The following is a 22,565-nucleotide window of genomic DNA, read 5'->3' on the forward strand; positions in this document are numbered from 1 at the left end:
TTTATGTCGATTATGCCTCATGTTTGTTGCAGCGCATCCAACCAAGCTAAATAGTCCCTTGCGCTCCGCTCTACCTCTTGCCGTGCAGCTTCGCTATATCCCGCGTTGCTGTCTATTGTATGGAAAGTGAACGGCGGGCGGTAGTCTGCATTGCAGTATTTCGCTGTCAGTTCAAACGGACGCAGTACTTCGGCAACGCTGCACCCGACAGCACCGTCCGCGCAGTAGTCTGCGGCCGGCGCACCGAGCGAGACGGCAAGCGCAATTTTTCTGCCCTTAAGCGCCTTGCCTTTCGAGCCATAAGCCCAGCCATGAGTCAGCACTTCATCTAACCACTGCTTCAGTAACGGCGGACAATTAAACCAGTATATGGGATATTGCCACACAAGTGAATCATGCGTTTCTATCAATTTTTGTTCAGCCGCTACATCAATCTTGCCTTGAGGATAGACAGCGTACAGTTCGTGAACAGTAAAGCTATCGCTATGTTGCCGCACTGCATCCGACCAGTGTTTATGAACGGTAGATTGAGAAATATTAGGGTGAGCAAGAATAATCAGGGTTTTCGGCATTGTAAATTCCTTGAATGAGTTATATCGAGAGTATACCATAAAAGATAAAAATGTTCTATACTGAGGGACAGGTAGTAAAATGAAACTTTTAATTTACGGTGCGGGCGTAATCGGCAGTTTGTATGCCGCTGCGTTCGCCGAAACGGGCTATGACACAACCGTGTACGCAAGAGGGAAAAAACTTGAAACATTGAAAACCCGCGGTTTGCTGTATGAAAAAAACGGCAAACAGTATAAAGCAAAGGTTAAAGTTATCGATGCATTGCAAAACGATGATATCTATGATTTTATCTTTTTGACGGTAAAAGAAAATCAAGTGCATACGGCGCTTGAAGAACTCCGGCCGAACGGCAGCCCGAACATCGTTACAATGGTCAATACGCTTGAACCTTACGCCGACTGGGAGAACCTGTACGGCGAAGGGCGTATTATCCCCGCGTTTCCGGGGGCGGGCGGCAGCTATGAAGACGGCGTGCTGAAAGCGGACTTTACGCCGCCTCTTATTCAGGCGACGACATTTGCCGAAATCGGCGGGAACACATCGGAGCGGCTGAAAAAACTCGCGGCTCTTTTTAAGACGGCGGGCATGCCGTACCGAATCGTAAAAGACATGCACGGCTGGCAGTTGTATCACTTGGCTCTGGTTGTTCCGATTGCCGATGCGTATTATAAAGCCGAAAATCCGGAAGATGTTTGGAAAGAAGCGGGCATTATGAACGATACGGCACGGCAAATAAAAAACAATTTTCAAAAATTGTACCGTTCGGGAGTAAAACTTTCGCCGCCGAAAATGCACCTTTTGAGACTGCTGCCGGCTCCGGTTCTGCAAGCCATTTTTACTCAGGTTTTTAAAAGCCGCTTCGGAAATTTATTTATGTACCGGCACTCGATGAAAGCTCCCGACGAAATGAGAGCCCAGCACTCGCAGTTGTATCAATACCTTGCCGGAATCCCGACGAACATAGTCAGCGTGGAATGAGACTCATCTGTATCGGCATCGGCAAAAATTTTGGCTGCGGAAATAGAAAAAGCCGCAACAACCGGCCAGCCATCGTAAAAAAAATCGGCTGAGATCCGTTTTTAAGTTATATTTTAGTATTCAATTATTTCAGGAAAAATTATTTTCCCTGAAATATTTATGCAAATTCTTAGAATATCTTTTGTTTTTTTTACTTGATAATTACGTGCCGCAATATATCCCGTCTTGGAATCTTTTATATCTTCCGTAACATCAAATATTAATAAATTTGACATCGCATATTTATACGGTTGATTTAAAACTTTATTTGTTGTTACGGGAGAATGTACAATATAGTAGTTTACGTCTTTAAAAGGAGATTCATTTTTAAAAAGCATATCAAAATTAGATACATACGGTGTAACCGTTGCTTTAAATTTAGTAAAACCGATAAAACTGTTTATTTTATAAATAACATATGTCTCTGCAACTTCAGAATATGTCTTTGCTTTGTAACCGACTGTTGATATATATATCTTTTCATCGGTAAGAGAAAACGAAGGATTTACATTAATTATTATTTGTTTCAGTTCATCGCTTTCGATTATCCGGTTTTTATTCAAATCACAAAAACCGTAGCAAAACAGTTTGTCGAACGATTTACTGTTATCTGTCTCCGCGAAACCTTTTATTTTGAGAGAAAAACTTGTACTTTCGGTATTTTCCTTTGGAAATAAATAATTATTTACTAAATCCGAATTAAAATACAAAATCTTCGGTTCCGTTTTATCCATAATTATCATATTTCCGACCGAAAAAGGAGTTTCATCTATTTCTTTTCCAATATATTGCCGGGGGTCTAATTTCTCTTTTGAAAGAATTATATGAATGCCTTTGATGGGTTCTTTTGCTTCTACAATAAAATTAAAGTTTTCTCCTACGGAATATTCATTTTCTGAAACCGAAAACTCCTCATCTAATTTCATTAAATACGAATTTTTAACATCGGCATTTTCAACACGCCCCAAGCTCATGCAAGAACATAATAAGGCGCAAAATACATTGAATAAAATTAACGACCTTTTCATTCTTTTTCTCCAATCGGCGGCCGCGTTTATTTACCGTATTTTCTTTCTATAGCGGAAAGGGTGTCGACCCGTTCCGTGTAAACGCCGCCTTCAAAGCGGGCATCGAGAAAGGCGTCGACAATCATTTTTGCTTCTTCGGGTCCGACGATGCATACGCCCATGGCGACCGCATTTATGTCGCTGTGTTCGACGGCGAGCTTTGCCGTACACGGTTCGCTGCACGCCGCAGCCCTCACTCCCGGAACCTTGTTTGCGGCAAGAGAAATGCCGACGCCCGATCCGCACACCATCACACCCTTTTCAACTTCGCGCGATTTAATCGCTTCGGCAACCTTTAAGCCGAATTCGGCATAGTTTGCCGGAACCTTCGAATCCGCCGCACCATAATCAACGCATTCGTATCCTTTATTGCGAACGTGTTCCATTAAAATATGTTTTAATGCGACTCCCGAATGATCGCTTCCAAATCCGATTTTCATATGCGCACTCCCTTTATATAAAAATATAGGGCACTTATAAAAAACTATTTTTTTAGCACCCATAATTATTTTAGTAGTTTTTTTATAAATTGTCTAGTGTAAAAGCCGGGTTACTTTCTCCGCCTTGCATAACAATCTTTTTGTGATAATTTTGCCTTATTTTTTTCTTTTTGCCATTGTTAAGGTTCGTGAATTCTTTTGTACAATCCCCTTGCCTAAACGTATGCATTTCAGTATTTTTTAAAAGGAGGTAATCCTATGGATGAAAAGAAACGCAAAGTTACCGTTGTGGGAGCAGGTGCGGTCGGTTCAACCTTTGCCTACGCATTGGCTCAAAGCGGTTATGCGGACGAAATAGCAATAACCGATATGAATAAAAATTTTGCCGAAGGACAAGCGCTCGACCTTGTACAGGGTCTGCCTTTTTTACCGCAAGTCGACATACACGCAGGCGATAAAGCCGATTATGCCGACAGCGACATCGTTGTGGTTACGGCGGGAGCAAAACAACAGAGCGGAGAAACGCGCATAGATTTGCTGAAACGCAATGCATCCATTATCACCGGCATTGCAAAGGACATCGCGGAAAGCGGCTGCAGCGGCGTTATGCTGATTGTGAGCAATCCCGTCGATATTTTAACGCGGGCGGCGCTCAAGGCTTCCGGATGGGAGCGCGGAAGAGTTATCGGTTCCGGTACCGTTTTAGACACTGCACGTTTCCGATACACTCTTAGCAAAGAGTGCGGTGTCGATGCGCGCAACATTCACGGTTATATTTTGGGAGAACACGGCGACAGCGAATTTGCGGCTTGGTCGATGACATCCGTTGCAGGACGGCGCATCGACGAATATTGTTCCGGAGGTGTGTGCAGCTCAGGCCTGCACTTCGATAAAGCAAAAATTCTGGAAGAAGTACGGAATTCCGCTTACCACATTATCGACTACAAAGGTTCTACTTATTTTGCCGTCGGCTTAGCCCTGACGAGAATAGCCGGTGCTATTTTGCGCAACGAGCACAGCATTTTGTCCGTTTCGATGACTCTGGACGGAGAGTTCGGACTTAAAGACGTATGCCTGAGCGTTCCCTGCATTGTCGGGCGCAGCGGTGCGGAACGGGTTATAGAAAGCGATCTTCCCGCTGATGAGCAGGCAGCGTTGGAAGCAAGCGCAAAACGGCTTAAAGAAGCTTTTACCGAGGTGAATTAACCCAAACTGCTTTTTACCGAGAATTTCGTTTATTACGATTACTCTGCATTTAAAGGTTTCGTTTGTCCTGCATTTAAAGCTGAACTGAACGCCCCGGACGAGTACCGCTTATACACTACCGCAACGGCAAACAAAAACGACAAAACATCGGAAAGCGGCTGCAGCAAATAAATTCCGGTCTTTCCGTATAGGGCGGACAGAATATATAAAAGAGGTAAGTAAAAAAAGCCTTGCCGTGAAATCGATATAAGGAGGGATGAAAAATAATGACCGATGTTCTGCATGAACATACTGCTCACGGCAAAAAAGCTTAAAAGCGGAAGCGAAAAACATTGCATTCTCAGTATCTTAATTCCGGCAAAAATTACCTCATTATCGCCAGACATAACTCCGATACATTTTTCGGCAAAGAGAAATAAGATTATTGAGGCGGCCGTTAAAAAAATTGTTCCGACGGAAACAGTAATAATAAAAGCTTTTTTTACTCTTGAGTATTGCTTGGCACCGTAATTCATTGCACAAATCGGTTGAAAGCCTTGTCCCCACCCGATCATAATCATATAAGCCAAAGCGGCAACTCTTGAACTTACCGTTAAAGCCGCTATCAAGCTTTCTCCGTATTGTGCCGCTTTAACATTAAGTAAAACCAATGCGGCGGAGGTAATTGCCTGGCGCGAAAAATTGGGCATACCGCCCGCAAGAATATGATACATACGCTCTTTGCTGTATTGAACTTTTTTTAGATTGAAAGAAATACTCTCGTGCCTTTTTGCTAAGAGCGTCAATACAATACACCCGATAATCTGACCGATAAGCGTTGCATATCCTGCGCCGATAAATCCCTGCTTAAAAACAAACATCAATACGGGATCAAGCACCATATTGCTTAGCATTCCCGAAAGAAGCCCGATCATTCCGTCGCGTACATTTCCGCAAAGACGCAGCTGATTATAAACCGTCAGTGAATATAAACTGAACGGAATGCTGATGATAATAATCTTTAAATACTGAACGGTAAAGCTGAGTACATCTTGAGATGCACTTCCTCCGATGAGTTTTGAAAGCGGTACAATAAAAATACTTGCTCCGATTGCGATCACAATACCGGTTATAATTGCAAGAACAATTCCTATCGAGGACATAATTTCCGCTTCCGCATAATCTTGTTCTCCGATTTTCTTTGACATTGCATTACCGCTGCCGTAGCCGAACCAAAAACCGATTGCTTGAATAATGCTGACAAAACTAAACACAATACCGATTGCCGCAATCATCGCTCTGTTATTTAAGCGGCCGACAAAAAAAGTATCGGTCAAATTATATATAACGTTGATCAACATTCCGATTATTGTCGGAATTGAAGTTTTAACTAACAGCGGAAAAATCGGTTTTGTTAAAATGTTAAACCGTCTCAACTCTTTTGAATCCATCTTAACAGCTCCGCACTTCGCCTTTGTTTCCGTCAACTTTTATAAAATCGCCGTCCTTAAATTTTGCGGTGGCAAAACCTACACCCAATACTGCCGGTATATTAAATTCCCGAGCGACAATCGCAGCATGACTTAACGCGGAACCGGTATCTGCAACGACAGCACTTGCAAGTTTAAAAAGCGGAGTCCATTCGGGATCGGTAAGGTGACAAACAAGTACATCGCCTTTTTGCATTTTATAAAATTCTTCAGGCTTGCAGATAATACGAACCTTTCCTACAACAGTCCCCGGACTTCCGCTTACTCCTTTCAGCACATCGCCTCTTGAATCAAACACAAGTAATTTTGATGCTTCCCAAACTTTTTCCGCAAGCGGAAATTTTTCATTTCGTCTTTTTATTTTTTCTTTATAGACATCGGTTAGTCGGCCGGCTTTAAGCACTTCCATTAATTCACGATGAAAAAGATTTACAATTCCGTGTTTATAATCTTCGCTGTTTAATAAAAGAATATTTATCCGTCTTACACACTGCCTGACATAATAAAAGACAGATTCCCACAAATATTGTGATTCTTCGCGGACAACATGCAAATATCGAAAGTTCCGTATATCTTTTTCTATACGAGGATATTTGTTTCCGTAAATACATTTTAATTGCTGTATTAAATCCGTATAGTTTCTATTCTCGTTATTATGAAAATTTTGATCGGATGTATCAGGGGTATTTAAAAGCGGTCGTATAATATTAACCAATCTATCAGGCTCTTCGATAAATGTTTTTGCTTCAATACAGTAGCAATTGTAATCCGACTTAAAACCGTTGCATTTTATAAAATCATCTGCGAGCCGTTTAAATGCAGGAAAATCGGCACATAGTGTTTTAAATTTTTCTCCGGATAGTACGGCTTCCGTTAAGCCGGCGTTTTTCTTTATCTCATCGGCTATGTGCGAAATATCGTTTGCAACGACGGCTGTTTTATTATTGAGCTCCCAATAAAAATCAAATGCGGAATAGTTTTTATCTACACGTTTAATTATTTTTGTGAATTTTTTACTCATAAAAAAAGACGGAAACAAGGCGTATTTAAATCTGTCATAAGCAAGCTGTTGAACGAGCTCATAACTTTGCTCCATGAATTTACTGCATTCCGCCAAACTCATATTTTGAAAGTCTAAAGTTTTAATACGCTCTATCTCTTTTTCATAATGTACCATAAATTTTTTACACATTTCAGAACAATAGTCGAAGTTTTTAAGCATGTGTATTATTTTAAAGATATGAACAATATTCAACGATAACCTTTTTTTGACATTAAAAATCGTTTGAATACCGTCGTCATCAATTGCAGGATTTGAATTAAAAACAAGACCGCCTTCTGCAAATATCCTTGCTTTTTGGTCGTTAATCGCCATCATATAATCAAAGTCCAGCGCACGGTATGCAAAGGGCATCTTTTCAAGCAGGAATGCCATATTTTCTTTTGTGCTTTTTGTTAATGGCTTGCTTTGAATATATTTTTGAATAAGTTTTTTATCATCATCGTTTTTTAAGGTTGTTATTGCGCGTGCCTGTAAAATATATATTTCGTTCTTTTGTATTGCCCATTCAATATCCATCGGCATACCGTAGTGCTTTTCTATTTTTAATCCGGCTTTTACAAGACCGGCAATCTCGGTATCATTCAATGCCCGCGCTATTCTTTTTGCTTCGCTTACCGCTTCTTCCTTTGTATTCTTATCGCCATAAACGATTTGCGTTTCTTTGCTCCCGATATTTATTTCAATAATATCACCTGATTTGTTTACAATATAATTATCCGCCGTTACGCGTCCGCTTACAACGCTCTCACCCAATCCGTAACTTGCATTGATTTGCATTTCATCTTTGTTTTGCGTTACCGGATTAAGCGTAAACAAAACACCGGCTTTTTCACTTTCTACCATTTCTTGAATGACAACTGCAATCGCAACAGTACTTTGATTATATCCCTGATTAAAACGATAACTTACCGCCCTGTCACCCCACAGTGAGGCGTAGCAATGATGTATGTAAATCAATACATCCTCTATGCCTTGCACATTTAAATAAGTTTCCTGCTGACCTGCAAAACTCGCATCGGGTAAATCTTCCGCCGTTGCCGATGAGCGCACCGCAACTCTCGCCGATTCTCCGAGTTCAGCATATTTCTCTCTTATCTCTTTTTCCAATTGAACGGGAAAATGTCCTGCTATAATTCTTTTCCGAAACTCTCCGGCTGCGGATAATAAAGCCTGTTCATCCGTTTGTTTTTCTACGAGAGTGCGTGAGATGATTTCGTCTATTTTGTTCTGTTTTAAAAATTCCCGATACGCCTCTGCGGTAATGACAAATCCTTTCGGCACATTTATTCCCGCAGCAGTCATCTCTCCAAGGTTAGCACCCTTGCCGCCGGCCCTTAATATGTCATCTTTATGTATTTGTGCAAAATCAAGTATCATTTTTGCTCCTCCATGCTTAAACTTTTCAAAACTATGCCGTTATTTTTCTATATACTTATTTACTATTCCGGATATAAATGTCATCAGCATTTCATTAAAATACTCTTTATCAAACTGATAATAATGAGAACATAATAAAAAACTTCCGCTAAACGCATTCAATAAGCCTTTTTTATCTGCCCTCTTAATCGAACCGTTTTGCTCCCAATATTCTATGAGCCTCGTTAAAAAGCCATCATACAGAATTTCAATTCTATGAACTTCATTCAGTTTTTTTGCTTCAAGTATTTTAAAAGCATCTTCATACATGGGCTGCTTTTGAATTTTTTCCATAAGATCAACCGAATATCGGTATATTATGTCAGTAAGAAATTCCGCCGGATCGGAGAGAGAATTTGAAAACTTCTTTTCAATATAATTTAATTTTTGGCTTGATCGATATGCAATGAGTTCCATAATCAAGGCCTCTTTATCTTTCCAAAAATTATAAAAACTCCCCTGCGCAATACCTGCCCGCTTCGTCAATTCAGCTATACTCAGCGCCTTCGTCCCCTTATCGTGAAATAGCTCCAGTGCCGCTTCCAATATCTTTTCTTTTATTTTGATTCTTTCTTGTTCGGTAAATGCTTTTGCCATCATCCGCTCCCCAGTCTTCATTTTATATTACAATGAATATTCTATCTTTTATTCATTGCCAGTATAGCAAAATATTTATTTTATGTCAATGAATATTTTATAATTTATTCATAGAATAATTGCAGCGGCTGATATTATCATAATAATTCTTTTCCTCCCCCTATTGACTTAAATTCAATATCAACTCGCTTTAAGAGGCTTGCTGAAAAATAAAAATCTTGATATAATTAATGTATTCTATATAATAGAAAAAAGGATTTGATAAAATGAAAGAAAAAGTTACATTACCCGCCACCCAAAAAACTAAGGACGGCGCTATTAGAAAAAAATCGACATCTATTACTGTACGCCTTTTACGGGCAATTACAATAACAATTATTTCAATCGTAGCCGTTATTTGTGCAGTTGTGGGCTTCCAACTATATAAAAAGAACATCGCCCAGTTCGATGAATTTACTGCACAGCAATTTTCCAATATTGAGAGGTCCATAAACCTTTTTATCCGGAACGGAAAAAATACCGTTACTATGCTTGCGGAAAACCCTACCGTTAAAAATGCCGACGAAACGCTGTATAACTATACGGGAGAAAGAAAAGACATTGTGTACACACATAACAGCAAAACGGAACAGGCTATTGTTTCCGAATTTAACCGTATAAAAGCGAATTATACGGACTTTACAGAAATATATATGGGCACAAAATGGGGCGGCTTCATAGGGCTGAAAGATGAACAAGTTTTGGAGGGGGTTGACCCGCGTGAACGGGGTTGGTACAAAAACGCCGCAGCCACAAACGGAAAACCTGTAATAACGGAAGCGTATACATCTATAGACGGCAACCTCGTCTTTACAATTGCACAAAGCGTAAAAAATGATACGGGAGAATTTATCGGGGTTATAGGTATAGATATAAACCTTGCGGACTTGACTTCGTTTATAGACAGCATCCGTATCGGTAACTCCGGCTATTGTATGCTTATGCAAAACGATGGGTTGATTTTAGCGGACCCAAAACATACAGACACCAATCTAAAAATATTAAAAGAAACAAGCATTTCTGCCTTTAACGAAATAGACAAAATGAAAGAGGGTTCGGCTTTTATTATGCTTGACGGAAAGAAATGGAAGGTTTCAGTATTTTCACTTTCCGGCCTTGATTGGAAAGTTGCTCTTTTTATTGAACAAAACGAAATACTTTCACTTTTTTATACCCTTTTAAAAAATATGATTCTTATCGGCCTTTTTATGTTCTTCCTGTATTTTACATTGGCCTTTATTTTTGCAGGCGCTCTTAAACGCTATTTTAAGCGGCTCGAAACCGTTTTCGGCAAAATTGCCGAAGGCGATCTTACCGACAGGATGGCTATAAAAAGTAATAACGAAATCGGACGTATTATGATAAACCTCAATACTGCAATCGAACACAGTCATACTATGATATGCCTTTTAAAAGATGAAGCCGATAAAATGAGCTCAATAGGGTCTCAGCTATCAAGCAGTATGGAAGAAACGGCAGCTGCAATTAAACAGATAGGCGAGAACGTTAAAGGCGTAAAAGGAAAAGCCATGTCTCAGGCTGCCGGCGTTACCGAAACCGTTGCAACGGTGGAACAAATCAACGGACGGCTTAGCAGGCTCGTTTCAAGTATCGAAATGCAGGCCGAAAGTATCAACGAATCTTCTGCAGTCATTACGCACATGGCAGAAAATACCGTTAAAATAGCTAAAACGCTTAATGAAAATAACGAGCTTATCAAAACAGTCTACGGACAAACCAAAGTAGGTAAAGACGGGGCAAGAACTGCAAATGATATTGTAAAGCAAATCGCCGAAAAATCGGCATCCCTTCTTGAAGCCAGCCAAATCATTCAAAATATTGCGAGTCAAACCAACCTTTTGGCAATGAATGCCGCAATAGAGGCAGCCCATGCAGGCGAATCAGGTAAGGGTTTTGCAGTTGTCGCCGGCGAGATTAGAAAACTTGCAGAAGGCTCTAATTTGCAAGGAAAGCAAATTGCTGCGGTTATAAAAGAGACAACGGAAATTATACGCAACATTACAGAGGCCGGTTCTCAAGCGGAAAAGACCTTTATCGATGTTTACAATTTGGTCAGTCAAATCTCCGAAAAAGAAGATTCTATTTTGGAAGTAATGAGCGAACAGGAAGAAAACGGAAGGCAGGTACTTGATGCTATTAAGAGAATAAACGGTGTAACAAGCGAAATTGACTCAGCCTCAGCTGAAATGCTTGAAGGCGGCACTCAAATAGAACAGGAAATGCACAAACTCGCCGAGATAACGCTCGAAACAACCGACAGTATGAATGAAATAGCTTCAGGAGCCGATCAAATTACTGCTGCCATTGCAGAAGTAAGCGATATTACGCAAAAAAATAAAGCAAGTATTGAAAATTTATCCAATGAGGTTTCTAAATTTAAAGTATAAGGAGAATCATAAAAAAACACTGGACTAAATGCGTTAAAATAAGTATATTAAAAACGGCTGAAATGTAAATCTAAAAAACGTCGTAAATAAATTTAAGGGAAACCTCGAAAAACTTTTCGTTTTTCGAGGTTTCCTATAACAAAGGAGTCTTAAAATGACAAAGAACGGCGGAATTTCCTATAAGGAAAATAATGAAAAAAATCAGATTGCAAAAACAGGTAAAAAGCGGTTTTCGTTGCGAAAAAAACTGGTTTTAATTTTCGGCTTTTTAATTGCGGCTGCGCTCACAATTGCAGCTCTAATTACGATAAGAAATGCACGTAAAGCCGTGCTTGAAAAAGTGGAAGCACATCTAACCGATAAAGCGACCGACATAGCGGAAGTCATCGATGGAAGAATATCTTCCGTTGTTCAATTTATCGAAGGTTTGGCCCGCATGCCGTTTTTACGCGACAATTCGATGACTTTAACCGAAAAAGCAGAACTTCTTATAAAAGAAGCCGAACGCAACAAAAAGATAGACTATTTCGGCATCTGTGATATGCAGGGCAACCGATATGATGGAACCGGGCACCGTACGTCCGTAAGAGACAGAGAATGGTTTAAATCCGCATCGCAGGGCAAAAACTTTATTACCGAGCCTGCAATTTCACACATAACAAACAATATGCAAATCATCTTTGCAGTTCCGATTTATGATGATAATAATGATATAATCGGTGTGCTTAATGCGGCCGTTCCGGCTAAGCTCCTCTCTGAGGAAATCGATGACATCGTAGTCGGTAAAACAGGTGAATGCTATATAATCGGCTTAAAGGGTACCACCATAGCACATAAAAATTTTGATGCGGTAACCAAACAAAGGAATATGATTGAAGAAGGTAAGAACAATAAAAACCTTGCTTCCCTGGCGGAATTTTTGCAGCATGCCCTTGATACCGATGATAGTGAGGTCGGCTACTATGAGTATGACGATATTTCAAATATCGCTTCATATGCGACGATCAAAATTACCGGATGGACGGTCATTATTAAAGCACCGGTTAACGAATTCATAAAAACGGTAGACGATTTAAGGATGAGTATAAGAATTTTAGGTATTATCATTTTGATTATTACACTTGCCGTCATATATGCCGTCGCACATTATATGCTCCAACCTATTAGAAAAACGGTTACGGCGTTAAAAGATATTGCACATGGAGAAGGAGACTTAACTGTTCGCCTTCCTGTTGCCGGAAATGATGAAATCACTGATTTATCCGAATACTTCAATCAAACAATTGAAAAAATAGGCGCCGCAATCAAAAATGTCGGTGAAAATTCGATTTCAATGGAAGCCATAGGAGAAGAACTTGCTTCCAATATGACTCAAACGGCAAGTGCTATAAATGAAATCAGTGCAAACATTGAAGGGGTTAAAAGCCAAACCCTTACGCAAGCTGCAAGCGTAACAGAAACTGCAGCTACAATTGAACAAATTGTACGCACTATAAAACAGCTGAATAACAGTATAGAAAATCAGGCAGCAAGCGTAGCCCGGTCTACAGCTTCAATCGAAGAAATGGTTGCAAACATCGCATCCATTACTCAAACACTTGAAAAAACCTATGATGTCGTAAAAAATCTTGCATCGGCAACTAAAGACGGAAAAGAAACGATTATAACCTCAAACAGCGTAACACAGAAAATTGCAGAAGAGTCCGGCTCGCTCATGGAAGCTTCAAGCGTTATTCAGCATATTGCAAGCCAAACCAATTTGCTTGCAATGAATGCCGCTATTGAAGCTGCCCACGCAGGCGAAGCAGGCAAAGGTTTTGCTGTCGTCGCCGATGAAATCAGAAAGCTCGCTGAAGACTCGGCAACTCAAGGCAAGACAATAACGTCTACGCTTAAAACCCTATCAAGCGAAATAGAATCTCTTTCGGTTTCTTCTAAAACCGTCGAAGACAAATTCAGCACGATTTTTAATTTATCCGAACAGGTAAAATCAATGAGTGACCGCCTTACCGAAGCGATGCACGAACAGGAGAACGGCAGCAAAGAAGTACTCGGAGCAATTAAAAATATCAATACGGTAACGGTAGAAGTGCAAGCCGGTTCCGAAGAGATGCTGAAAGGCGGTGAGGGGGTCGCAGAAGAAATGCTGAAACTTGATAATTTAACCCGTATGATAACCGACAGTATGAACGAGATGGCAGCAGGTGCCGTTCAGATAAACAATGCAGTTCAGGAAGTAAATGCAATAACTCAAAAAAATAAGACGAGTATTGAAAATCTGGCTGCTGAAGTCGGCAAGTTTAAGGTCTGATGAAAAAGAAATAGCATCTTTTTCCTATAAGATTATGGGCGGGGAATATCCAAAAATTGATTTCCGCGCCCCACTTGGGTACTTGCATTATAAGCCTCAATGTAGTATAATAAGTATGATTTTACATACTTATTATACTATTCTGGGAGGTATAAAATGCGAAGTAAAAAAGATGGAAAACTACATGCGTGGACTGCAAAAGTAGGTACTAAGGGACAAATTGTTATTCCAAAAGAAGCTAGAAAAATTTTTTCTATCGAAACGGGGGATGACCTCCTCATACTTGGAGATGAAAGAAGGGGGTTGGCGATTATGAAGGGTGATGCGGCAACAAAGATTTTGATGAGTATCCAAGGAGAACTGATAGATGAAAATTAAAATGCTGAAATTTATTGCTATCTTGTTTTGTGTTCTTATTGTTTTGGCTGTATTCTATGTACTCCGAAATTTAAACTACGATTATTCCGGGGAGAAGTTTGTAAAGAATAAGTCTTTGAGCTTAGGTCTGGAAGAAAAACAGTTTTATTTAAAGGATGGAAGCGTCATAAACTATGCAGAAGGTCCGAACAATGGGCCGGATATGGTATTGTTGCATGGGCAAATGGTGGACTGGAAAGATTACCGCACGGTCTTGCCTGAACTGGTAAAAAAGTTTCACGTCTTTGCACTTGATTATTACGGACATGGAAAATCAAGCAAAAATCCCGATTTATACAATATTGAGCGAATCGGATCCGATATCGCCTTGTTTATACAAGAAAAGGTGGGCTCAAGAGCTATTATTTCGGGACATTCATCCGGGGCATTGATTGTTGCTTATATTGCAGCAACATATCCGGAAAATGTAAAAGCAATTGTGCTGGAGGATGGACCGTTTTTTGCAACGGAAAAGGGACGTGCAGAAAATACATTCTCTTATAAAACGTTTCAAAATATCCACAACTATTTAACCGAAAAACCCAACATCACTTACTTTGAACACTACTTAAAGAATGACCCTATGCGTACATTGTTTAACCAGGCCGGAAAAGATAATTGGACTAAAATTGTGGCGGAACCTGCAATGAAACGATTTCGAAAGGATTTGACAAAAATACCGATTATATGGTACTATCCTCCGGAGTTGGGTGTGAATACCTTACTTCAACTGACAGCGAATTTACAAGATGGAACGGGGGATTATGATTTAAGGTTTGCGGATGCCTTCTATGATTTCAGTTTTTTTAACGGGATAAAACAGGAGGACATGTTGAAACAAATTAGTGTCCCAACTTGTATCCTTCATGTAAACCCACCAAAAAATACCGCCCCTTCTTATTATACGGAAGAAGGGATGCTGATTTCTGCAATGGATGAAAAAGATGCAAAACATGTTAAAGAATTAATTCGCGGCAGCATTTTAGTTGAGGGATTTGATTCTATGCATAATATTCATGAAGATAAGCCAAAGGAATTTTTGAAAAAAGTAGCGGAATTTTTAGATAAAATAGAAAAATAAAATGACCGGCTTATCAGACCTAAGAAGACAGAAAACAAATAAACAGAATATGTAAAGCTCTTGCATTATAAACGCTAAGCCTGTATAATCCTTGCTTGTTATGGGTAAGCTTGAAAATAAAAATAAATCTCTTGTAAAAAGCGGGTCAAAACTTTCTCTTTTGGTTTTAGGGTCAAGGATTTTAGGACTTGTCCGCCAGATGACTATGTCTCATTTTTTGGGGACGGGGCCATTGGCGGATGCCTTTGCCACAGCCTTTATGCTTCCCAATCTTTTTAGAAGGCTCTTTGCCGAAAACAGCATAACCGTTGCCTTTATTCCGACCTTTAATGCCTATCTGCAAAAGCACAAAGATTCGCAAGAATCCGAAAAGACAAAAAAAGAAATAAACGAATTTTTAAATTCTATTTTTACTCTTGTAAGCTTTTCTACTGCCATTGTAGTTACATTGGGCATAATACTTTCTCCGCTGATAGTAAAACTTTTTTTTAAAAACATTGCAGACTATGATTCTACCGTTTTTTTAACGCGGATAATGTTTCCGTATTTATTTTTAATTTCGGTTGCCGCCTTTTTTCAAGGCATCTTAAACGGAGTAAAGATTTTTACCCCCTCAGGCTTTACACCTATTTTATTCAACATATTCGTCATTTCTTTTACATACATTTTTGCAAAACCCTTCGGAGATCCTGCCGCCGCAATGTCTTACGGTGTTGTTGCAGGAGGCCTTGTGCAGGCGGTTTTTCAACTTCCCTTTGTTCTAAAGACGGGATTTAGTTTTAAGTTTACAAGCCTTGCAAAAACTTTTTCAAACCCCGGAACAAAAAAAGTCCTTGCCCTTATTGGGCCTACCATAATAGGAATGGCAGCCTATCAGATAAACGATTTGGTTTCTACCTCGCTTGCAACTTCGGCAGGTCTTGGAATAGCTTCGAGCTTACAATATTCTTTACGCTTACAAGAACTTTTATTAGGTATCTTTGCCGTTTCGGTAGGAACCGTAATTCTCCCCGAAATGTCGGCTCTTGCCTTGCGTAAAGATTGGGAGTCCTTTCAAAAGGTACTGTTACAAGCTATAAAGGTGATAGCTTTAATTACAATACCCGCAACCTTTTTCTCTCTTTTGTCGGGAGAAAATTTAATCATTCTCATTTACAAGAGCAATAAATTCGATTCCGCTTCGGTAAAATTAACATTGGGAATTTTTAACTTTCATATAATCGGACTTTTTGCAATCGCCGTAAACAGGATTATAGCTCCTGCCTTTTATGCACAAAGCGATTCAAAGTCCCCGACAATCGCAGGAATAATCTGCTTTGCAGTTAATATCCTCCTAGCCTTAATTTTGGTAGGCCCCATGGGAGGAAAGGGCATCGCTCTTGCTTTGACAATAGCTTCAGTTATAAACACAATCATTCTCTTAATATTTTTAAAAAGGAACAAGGCTCTGGATGTAAAAAACCTCATTTTCCCCGCTCTTTTATTTATTGCAAAAATATTCGTTTTTTCGATTGCAGCCTCAATTCCCCTTTATTTTTTAAAGGATAAGATTTATTCTCCATTTGCTTCATTCGGAAAACTTATAGGACAAGGAGTTCCGCTCTTTATTTCTTTTATTATTTTTGCAGGACTAGGTGCAGGCCTTTTACTTATAACTAAGGATAGAACAGCAAACATAATTTTAAACCGCTTAAAGGAAAAATAAAATGCAAATCATAAAACGAAACGGTGAAACTAAAAATTACGAACCGGAAAAAATTGAAGGAGCTATCCGCTCCGCTTTTAAAAGTGTGGAAAACTCTCCGCATACCGATTTAGATACAATCATTCCGCCCTTGGTAAAGGAAATAGAAGAAGACATCTTGGAGCTTACCAAAAACGGAAGCCTTGTTCAGGTTGAAACAATTCAGGACTTGGTAGAAAAAACTTTAATAGAACATAACTATTATGCAGAAGTAAAAAACTTTATACTCTACCGTGTCGGCCGCACAAAGAGGCGGGATTCCCGTCAAATGATAAGCCGCTTTTTTGATACAATAGAAATCCAGCCGATTCTTACCGAGATTCAAAACGACTTTGCTTCGGACGAGTACAGCCTAAACTTGCTTGCACATAAATTCCTTTCTTTTAGAAAAGAAAATATGAGCGAGTCCGAATCCCTCGCTATGCTTATTAAGGCCTCAGTAGAGCTTACCGCCCAAGATGCCCCGGACTGGGAATTTATTGCGGCTCGCCTTTTAATGCTTCAATTTAAATTAAAACTAAAAACCGAGCTTGAAAAAAGGCAGATTCATTCTTTTTATGAAAAAATCAAATACCTCGAAAACGAAGGTCTCTACGGAACATATATTTGCGAGGCCTATAGCCGTGATGAGTTGGAAGAGGCTGCTTCATTTATAAACGAAGAAAGAAACAAGCTTTTTACCTACAGCGCCCTCGACCTTCTTTTACGCCGCTATGTTATTCATACTCATTCAAACATTGTACTTGAATCGCCTCAGGAAATGTTTTTAGGTATCGCTCTTCACTTGGCAATGAAAGAAAAATCGAATCGGCTTGAATGGGTAAGGCGTTTTTACGATATGACAAGTACCTTAAAAGTTACGATGGCTACCCCCACCCTTTCAAATGCCCGAAAACCTTATCATCAGCTTTCTTCATGTTTTATAGACACGGTCCCCGATTCTCTTGACGGCATTTACCGCAGCATAGATAACTTTGCCAAGGTTTCCAAATTCGGAGGAGGTATGGGGCTCTACTTCGGAAAGGTCAGAGCAGTGGGTTCGCCCATACGCGGGTTTATGGGAGCGGCAGGCGGAATTATCCGCTGGATAAAACTTGCAAACGATACGGCTGTTGCCGTTGACCAACTTGGAGTAAGGCAGGGCTCGGTCGCCGTCTACCTCGATGTTTGGCACAAGGACATTCCCGAATTTTTACAGCTCCGCACCAATAACGGAGATGACAGAATGAAGGCCCACGATGTTTTTCCGGCAGTCTGCTATCCCGATCTTTTTTGGAAAACCGTCCGCGATGATATAAATTCTTCTTGGCACCTAATGTGTCCCCATGAAATTTTAAAAACCAAGGGTTATGCCCTCGAAGATTTTTACGGAGAAGAATGGGAAAAGAGGTATAAAGACTGCGTTGCCGATTCCCGCATCAATAAAAGAGAAATTCCTATAAAAGAGTTGGTTCGTTTAATCTTAAAATCGGCCGTCGAAACGGGTACCCCCTTTGCTTTTAACCGCGACCATGCAAACAAAACAAATCCTAACCCCCACAAGGGAATGATTTACTGCTCAAACCTATGTACCGAAATTTCTCAAAATATGAGCGAAATAAAACATAAAAGCATCGAAATAAAAACTGAAGACGGAGATACCCTTGTTGTAACAACTACTATCCCCGGAGACTTTGTAGTATGTAATCTGGCTTCCCTTGTTCTCGGAAACATAGATGTAAACAATGAAAAAGAAATTGACACAATCGTTTCTTCGGCAGTGCGTGCCTTGGACAATGTTATAGACTTGAATTTTTATCCTATTCCCTATGCACAAATTACCAATAGCCGATACAGGTCAATAGGCTTGGGAGCTTCGGGCTATCATCATGTCCTTGCAAAAAACGGCATTGCATGGGAAAGCGAAGAGCACCTTAACTTTGCAGATAAAGTTTTTGAAAGAATAAATTATGCAGCAATCAAAGCTTCTTCACAAATTGCAAAAGAAAAAGGCTCCTATTCTTACTTTGAAGGAAGCGATTGGCAGACAGGAGAGTATTTTAAAAAGCGGAATTATGTTGACGAAAAATGGAAGACTCTCGCAGAGGAAGTAAAATCAAACGGAATGAGGAATGCCTATCTTTTGGCTGTAGCACCTACAAGCTCAACCTCGATTATAGCAGGCACAACTGCCGGCGTAGATCCGATTATGAATAAGTATTTTTTAGAAGAGAAAAAAGGTTCATTAATGCCCAGGGTTGCACCCTCTCTTTCACCGGAAACCTATTGGCTTTATAAAAACGCTCATAATATTGAACAAGGCTGGAGTATAAGAGCCGCAGGCCTACGGCAGCGCCATATCGACCAAGCTCAATCCGTAAACCTTTACATTACAAACGAATTTACCTTCAGCAAGGTGCTTTCGCTCTATGTAAAGGCTTGGGAAGAAGGCCTTAAGTCAATCTATTATGTGCGAAGCCGCTCCCTCGAAGTCGAGGAATGCGAAAGCTGCAGCTCTTAATAAGGACTATGTTATCGAAGCTTCGTAAACGCCCTTGATTGTTTTTTCCAAGGTTGCATTAAACTCGGCATCGCTTTGACTTGCAAAAAGACCTTCGGCAAGAGCTCTGGAGAAACTTGCAATCATACCTCTGTTTTTAGCCAAGAGCTTATTTGCTTCATCTCTGGAATAACCGCCTGATAAGGCAACAACTCTAACTACCTGAGGATGTTTTGTAAATTCCTCATAAAGATTTTCTTTTGTCGGAATTGAGAGTTTAAACATTACAAGCAAGTCTTTCGGCAAGGTTTTAAGGTGTTCTTCCAATTCTTTTTTGAGGATTTCTTCACACTTGGCCTTGTCGGGAGATTTAATATCTACTTCAGGTTCAATAATAGGAACAAGACCGGCCTTTGCAATTTGAATACCCAATTCAAACTGCTGATCTACGACAGCCTTTATTCCTTTAGGATTTGCTTCTTTTATAACGGAGCGCATCTTTGTTCCAAAAATGTGTTTTTCTACAGCGTGCTTTAACATAGCGTCCAAATTGGGTATCGGCTTCATAAGCTGAACACCGTCCTTTAAGTCGGCAAGCCCCTTATCGACCTTTAAAAAGGGAAGAATCTTCTTTTTTTCCCATAAGAAGTCGGCTGTGGGCATTCCTTCAATTTCCCTTTCCATCGTTTGTTCAAATAAAATTGCACCCAAAATATTACTGGAATTAAAAGCCTTTCCGGTGATTATTCTTGTACGCATAGCATGAACAAGATCAAACATTTCTTTTTCATTGGAATATGCCGTTTCAGGAACTCCATAAGCTGCCAAAGCCTTAGGCGTACTTCCGCCGCTTTGATCCAATGCCGCAATAAAACCCTTGTCATTTTTCATTCTTTCAAGTTTTACTTTATCCATAATTTACCTCTCTAAAAATATTTACCGCAAGAAACCCTGCATACTTTTTTATTATAACATATAAACTTTACTTCACTCAAGGGCTTGATTTAATAAAAAACCGTTCAAAATATCGGAAGTCCATATATTTTGAACGGTTTTAACACATCTTTATATCAGCTTTAAAAGCCCATCCCATCCCGAATTAAAGAAAACGGCGATTTCTTCTACATATCCCATCGCCTGTTCTCTTGGCATGTCATGTACGACGGTTTCAAATACTGCGGTAAAATAGGCACTTGTAATCATGTGATGAAGTTCATGGCTGATGCTCCCTTTGATTTTTCCCTTTTCCCGCAAGAGCCGGTAATATGTTTCGGTGCGTGCCACATCAAGTTCTACCAGATCATGGATATAGTTTGCGTATTTCGTGCCTTCCGCGCCGCAAAGTACCAGCTTGAATTCGTCAAAACGGTCATATACGTAGTTTACAAAGTGCCGTAAATATTCTGTCGATAAATCTCGGCTTTCCGCCGTACGCTCTTGAGGAATCAATTCAAAGTGTGCCTCTTGGGCCGCCTTAAATTGCTCGACCAAGCCGTCTGCCGCTTCGGAAACAAGGGCTTCAAACAAAGCCGCCTTATCCGCGTAATACCGAAAAATTGCACCGGTCGTTAAGCCCGCCTTCTTTGCAATCGTGCGGACAGAGGCAGCGTTATAGCCTTTTTCCAAAAACTCACGCTTAGCCGTATCCAAAATCAATTGTTTGGTATCTTCACTTTTGCTCATAAGCGAACCGCCTTCCACTAAAAAATAGCAACGTTATTTTATTCAGTATACATAATTTCTTTTTGGCTGTCAAGGATTCGTTTTTTTTAATTCTCCATTGTTTCAGTGACGCTTTCTGTTTGTGCAAGAGTCTGTATCCGATTGATTGTGCTTGCTGTTTCAGTAATGTTGGAAGCAAGCTTGTTACCCATTTGCTGCATCATGGCGATGTTTGTATCGAATAGCTGTACAGAATCACCTATTTTGAGGATGGTGCTATTAAAATGAGTAGAAAGATAAGATAGTTCTTTTTTCCTTTTTATCGGCCTCACTATTGTAAGAGATAGTACAATAGTAATAAGGATTGACATTACAACCATCAAAACCCATAAAATTCTCATAGCATTTTTTAATGTCTGTATGCTGCCTGTTAATTCATGGACGGATGCTTTTGCAATATAGAATGCTTCAGCTCCCAGTATAAAACCTGCAATCAAAACCAATATACCGAAAAAAATAACAAGTTTATTCAAAATAGAAAAAAACGCCTCGCTTCGGTGATTTTTTAAGTTTACCATAATAGGCTCCCTGTCTTATTTAGAGTATTCTGATTACGATTTATAAATAGTATGCTTATAAAATATACAGTTAAGATATGATTTTGCAGAGTATCATATTTCTGATTTTTTTTCAAGCGGTTAGGATAAAAAAATAAAATTTTATCAATAATACATGATTGCTAATACATGATTGCTTCAGGTAAAAAGCCTATGGTTATAATCTCTGAAAAAGGTATTTGCCTAAAATACGGAAGCAAAGCTAATCCCAAACAAGCCGCTGAGCTTGTAAATAAGAGACTTAACTTTTGATTTTATTCGTGCGGAGAGTTTAATACCCCGACGCTTGCGTCTGGGTATGTTGATTTTTACTTCTGTGGGGAATCCTGAATGACGCTCCTAGTACTACATCAAAAATATTAAGAAAATAAATATTTCTTGTGTTAAAAAATACATCGGGGATAATGATAAATTTATTGCTTACTGCAAAATAAAGCCCGCAGACTTCTGTAAAAAATTTTGACAGGCTAAATTGGGTAATAATTTGAGGCATAATCATCATAACGCCTCCAAAGCCTCCTGCAAGCGTCATTTCCAAATCGTTTTTTAAAGCAAAGGTGTAACCGGCTAAGAAACCGAAATTCCATAGAGGTCCTGTAGGAGGTTCTATTTTCTTTTTTGCGTTATCATACAGGAAGGGAAAATTCAGCTCATTTGTAATTAAAAAAGAGAATCCGGATTTAAATAAAAACTGTGTATCAAATTTTAAGCTAGGACCGAAAAAGACTGTATAATCGGCTTTATTTGAGGGGGAAAGATCTACACCTATGCCCATACCCCCTGCAGCAGCAAAGACAAAGCGGTCAAAGCCCCATTTTGTTTCATTAAGACTTGTTTTTTCTTGAACGAAATATTCTTCCTTACACGGATCTTCTTCTGAAAAAAGTAAAAAAGGCTTTATAAAATATATAACCAATATTAATATAAAATATTTTTTTCTTTTCATGTATTGGATTGTG

The 22,565-nt window shown here is 39.6% G+C and carries 18 protein-coding genes; 8 read left to right on the forward strand and 10 right to left on the reverse strand.

The annotated features are described in order from the left end of the window. Positions 1-17: 17 nt before the first annotated feature. Complete coding sequence (locus HYB91_RS10995; RefSeq protein ID WP_002676703.1) at positions 18-572, reverse strand: NAD(P)H-dependent oxidoreductase; 555 nt, start codon at positions 570-572, stop codon at positions 18-20. Between the two features lie 79 nt (positions 573-651). On the opposite strand from HYB91_RS10995, the gene HYB91_RS11000 reads away from it, so the two are divergent. Then, entirely contained in the window at positions 652-1,551 is a 900-nt protein-coding gene (locus HYB91_RS11000) for a ketopantoate reductase family protein (RefSeq protein ID WP_002676702.1), read from the forward strand. 113 nt (positions 1,552-1,664) lie between these two features. On the opposite strand, the gene HYB91_RS11005 is transcribed toward HYB91_RS11000, so the two are convergent. Continuing rightward, positions 1,665-2,618 (reverse strand): hypothetical protein, encoded by a 954-nt coding sequence (locus HYB91_RS11005; protein WP_002676700.1) that lies wholly within the window; start codon positions 2,616-2,618, stop codon positions 1,665-1,667. Positions 2,619-2,644: 26 nt separating this feature from the next. Next, complete coding sequence (locus HYB91_RS11010) at positions 2,645-3,097, reverse strand: RpiB/LacA/LacB family sugar-phosphate isomerase (RefSeq protein ID WP_002676697.1); 453 nt, start codon at positions 3,095-3,097, stop codon at positions 2,645-2,647. Between the two features lie 258 nt (positions 3,098-3,355). Here HYB91_RS11010 and HYB91_RS11015 point away from each other — a divergent pair, with 258 nt between their 5' ends. Then, positions 3,356-4,303 (forward strand): L-lactate dehydrogenase, encoded by a 948-nt coding sequence (locus tag HYB91_RS11015; protein WP_002676696.1) that lies wholly within the window; start codon positions 3,356-3,358, stop codon positions 4,301-4,303. A 38-nt stretch (positions 4,304-4,341) separates the two neighbouring features. Here HYB91_RS11015 and HYB91_RS11020 read toward each other — a convergent pair whose 3' ends face one another. Genes HYB91_RS11020 through HYB91_RS11030 form a run of 3 tightly spaced genes read right to left on the reverse strand, consistent with a single transcriptional unit; the run spans position 4,342 to position 8,848 of the window. Then, a complete protein-coding gene (locus HYB91_RS11020) occupies positions 4,342-5,733 on the reverse strand; it encodes an MATE family efflux transporter (protein ID WP_002676695.1) in 1,392 nt (463 codons plus the stop codon). A gap of 1 nt (position 5,734) precedes the next feature. Further along, positions 5,735-8,212 carry a PEP/pyruvate-binding domain-containing protein gene (locus HYB91_RS11025; protein WP_002676694.1) on the reverse strand — a complete coding sequence of 826 codons (2,478 nt, stop codon included), beginning with the start codon at positions 8,210-8,212 and terminating at the stop codon, positions 5,735-5,737. Positions 8,213-8,251: 39 nt separating this feature from the next. After that, entirely contained in the window at positions 8,252-8,848 is a 597-nt protein-coding gene (locus HYB91_RS11030) for a TetR/AcrR family transcriptional regulator (RefSeq protein WP_371922098.1), read from the reverse strand. Positions 8,849-9,114: 266 nt separating this feature from the next. Here HYB91_RS11030 and HYB91_RS11035 point away from each other — a divergent pair, with 266 nt between their 5' ends. From HYB91_RS11035 to HYB91_RS11060, 6 genes are all read left to right on the forward strand, one after another. After that, entirely contained in the window at positions 9,115-11,295 is a 2,181-nt protein-coding gene (locus HYB91_RS11035) for a methyl-accepting chemotaxis protein (RefSeq protein ID WP_253719524.1), read from the forward strand. A gap of 154 nt (positions 11,296-11,449) precedes the next feature. Next, entirely contained in the window at positions 11,450-13,606 is a 2,157-nt protein-coding gene (locus tag HYB91_RS11040; protein ID WP_253719525.1) for a methyl-accepting chemotaxis protein, read from the forward strand. Positions 13,607-13,762: 156 nt separating this feature from the next. After that, positions 13,763-13,984, forward strand: coding sequence for an AbrB/MazE/SpoVT family DNA-binding domain-containing protein (locus tag HYB91_RS11045; protein ID WP_002666267.1), 222 nt, complete (start codon positions 13,763-13,765; stop codon positions 13,982-13,984). After that, positions 13,974-15,104: an alpha/beta fold hydrolase gene (locus HYB91_RS11050; RefSeq protein ID WP_253719526.1), complete on the forward strand. Its 1,131-nt coding sequence runs from the start codon at positions 13,974-13,976 to the stop codon at positions 15,102-15,104. The genes HYB91_RS11045 and HYB91_RS11050 overlap by 11 nt, the downstream gene beginning before the upstream one ends. 100 nt (positions 15,105-15,204) lie before the next feature. Next, complete coding sequence (gene murJ / locus HYB91_RS11055; protein WP_253719527.1) at positions 15,205-16,809, forward strand: murein biosynthesis integral membrane protein MurJ; 1,605 nt, start codon at positions 15,205-15,207, stop codon at positions 16,807-16,809. A gap of 1 nt (position 16,810) precedes the next feature. Then, positions 16,811-19,348 carry a ribonucleoside-diphosphate reductase subunit alpha gene (locus HYB91_RS11060; RefSeq protein WP_253719528.1) on the forward strand — a complete coding sequence of 846 codons (2,538 nt, stop codon included), beginning with the start codon at positions 16,811-16,813 and terminating at the stop codon, positions 19,346-19,348. Positions 19,349-19,354: 6 nt separating this feature from the next. On the opposite strand, the gene HYB91_RS11065 is transcribed toward HYB91_RS11060, so the two are convergent. The 4 genes from HYB91_RS11065 to HYB91_RS11080 all read right to left on the reverse strand — a co-directional run bounded on the left by HYB91_RS11065 (position 19,355) and on the right by HYB91_RS11080 (position 22,552). Beyond that, the gene (locus HYB91_RS11065) at positions 19,355-20,242 is read right to left on the reverse strand and encodes a fructose bisphosphate aldolase (protein WP_002676685.1); all 888 of its coding nucleotides are present in this window, start codon (positions 20,240-20,242) and stop codon (positions 19,355-19,357) included. Positions 20,243-20,392: 150 nt separating this feature from the next. Continuing rightward, on the reverse strand, positions 20,393-21,010 hold the full coding sequence (locus HYB91_RS11070; RefSeq protein WP_002676684.1) for a TetR/AcrR family transcriptional regulator: 618 nt from the start codon (positions 21,008-21,010) through the stop codon (positions 20,393-20,395). Between the two features lie 86 nt (positions 21,011-21,096). Then, positions 21,097-21,567, reverse strand: coding sequence for a hypothetical protein (locus HYB91_RS11075; RefSeq protein ID WP_002676683.1), 471 nt, complete (start codon positions 21,565-21,567; stop codon positions 21,097-21,099). A 310-nt stretch (positions 21,568-21,877) separates the two neighbouring features. Further along, positions 21,878-22,552 carry a DUF2715 domain-containing protein gene (locus HYB91_RS11080; protein WP_002676682.1) on the reverse strand — a complete coding sequence of 225 codons (675 nt, stop codon included), beginning with the start codon at positions 22,550-22,552 and terminating at the stop codon, positions 21,878-21,880. Positions 22,553-22,565 lie beyond the last annotated feature (13 nt).

It is taken from the genome of Treponema sp. B152 (genome assembly GCF_024181665.1).
GTDB lineage: Bacteria > Spirochaetota > Spirochaetia > Treponematales > Treponemataceae > Treponema_B > Treponema_B denticola.

What these genes read in the sequence shown, in the direction of transcription:
- HYB91_RS11005 (WP_002676700.1), bottom strand. Translation starts at nt 2,618, where the DNA reads ATGAAAAGGTCGTTAATTTTATTCAATGTATTTTGCGCCTTATTATGT.
- HYB91_RS11060 (WP_253719528.1), top strand. Translation starts at nt 16,811, where the DNA reads ATGCAAATCATAAAACGAAACGGTGAAACTAAAAATTACGAACCGGAA.
- HYB91_RS11000 (WP_002676702.1), top strand. Translation starts at nt 652, where the DNA reads ATGAAACTTTTAATTTACGGTGCGGGCGTAATCGGCAGTTTGTATGCC.
- HYB91_RS11035 (WP_253719524.1), top strand. Translation starts at nt 9,115, where the DNA reads ATGAAAGAAAAAGTTACATTACCCGCCACCCAAAAAACTAAGGACGGC.
- HYB91_RS11050 (WP_253719526.1), top strand. Translation starts at nt 13,974, where the DNA reads ATGAAAATTAAAATGCTGAAATTTATTGCTATCTTGTTTTGTGTTCTT.
- HYB91_RS11080 (WP_002676682.1), bottom strand. Translation starts at nt 22,552, where the DNA reads ATGAAAAGAAAAAAATATTTTATATTAATATTGGTTATATATTTTATA.
- HYB91_RS11040 (WP_253719525.1), top strand. Translation starts at nt 11,450, where the DNA reads ATGACAAAGAACGGCGGAATTTCCTATAAGGAAAATAATGAAAAAAAT.
- HYB91_RS11025 (WP_002676694.1), bottom strand. Translation starts at nt 8,212, where the DNA reads ATGATACTTGATTTTGCACAAATACATAAAGATGACATATTAAGGGCC.
- HYB91_RS11020 (WP_002676695.1), bottom strand. Translation starts at nt 5,733, where the DNA reads ATGGATTCAAAAGAGTTGAGACGGTTTAACATTTTAACAAAACCGATT.
- HYB91_RS11065 (WP_002676685.1), bottom strand. Translation starts at nt 20,242, where the DNA reads ATGGATAAAGTAAAACTTGAAAGAATGAAAAATGACAAGGGTTTTATT.
- HYB91_RS11010 (WP_002676697.1), bottom strand. Translation starts at nt 3,097, where the DNA reads ATGAAAATCGGATTTGGAAGCGATCATTCGGGAGTCGCATTAAAACAT.
- HYB91_RS11015 (WP_002676696.1), top strand. Translation starts at nt 3,356, where the DNA reads ATGGATGAAAAGAAACGCAAAGTTACCGTTGTGGGAGCAGGTGCGGTC.
- HYB91_RS11045 (WP_002666267.1), top strand. Translation starts at nt 13,763, where the DNA reads ATGCGAAGTAAAAAAGATGGAAAACTACATGCGTGGACTGCAAAAGTA.
- murJ (WP_253719527.1), top strand. Translation starts at nt 15,205, where the DNA reads ATGGGTAAGCTTGAAAATAAAAATAAATCTCTTGTAAAAAGCGGGTCA.
- HYB91_RS11030 (WP_371922098.1), bottom strand. Translation starts at nt 8,848, where the DNA reads ATGGCAAAAGCATTTACCGAACAAGAAAGAATCAAAATAAAAGAAAAG.
- HYB91_RS11070 (WP_002676684.1), bottom strand. Translation starts at nt 21,010, where the DNA reads ATGAGCAAAAGTGAAGATACCAAACAATTGATTTTGGATACGGCTAAG.
- HYB91_RS11075 (WP_002676683.1), bottom strand. Translation starts at nt 21,567, where the DNA reads ATGGTAAACTTAAAAAATCACCGAAGCGAGGCGTTTTTTTCTATTTTG.
- HYB91_RS10995 (WP_002676703.1), bottom strand. Translation starts at nt 572, where the DNA reads ATGCCGAAAACCCTGATTATTCTTGCTCACCCTAATATTTCTCAATCT.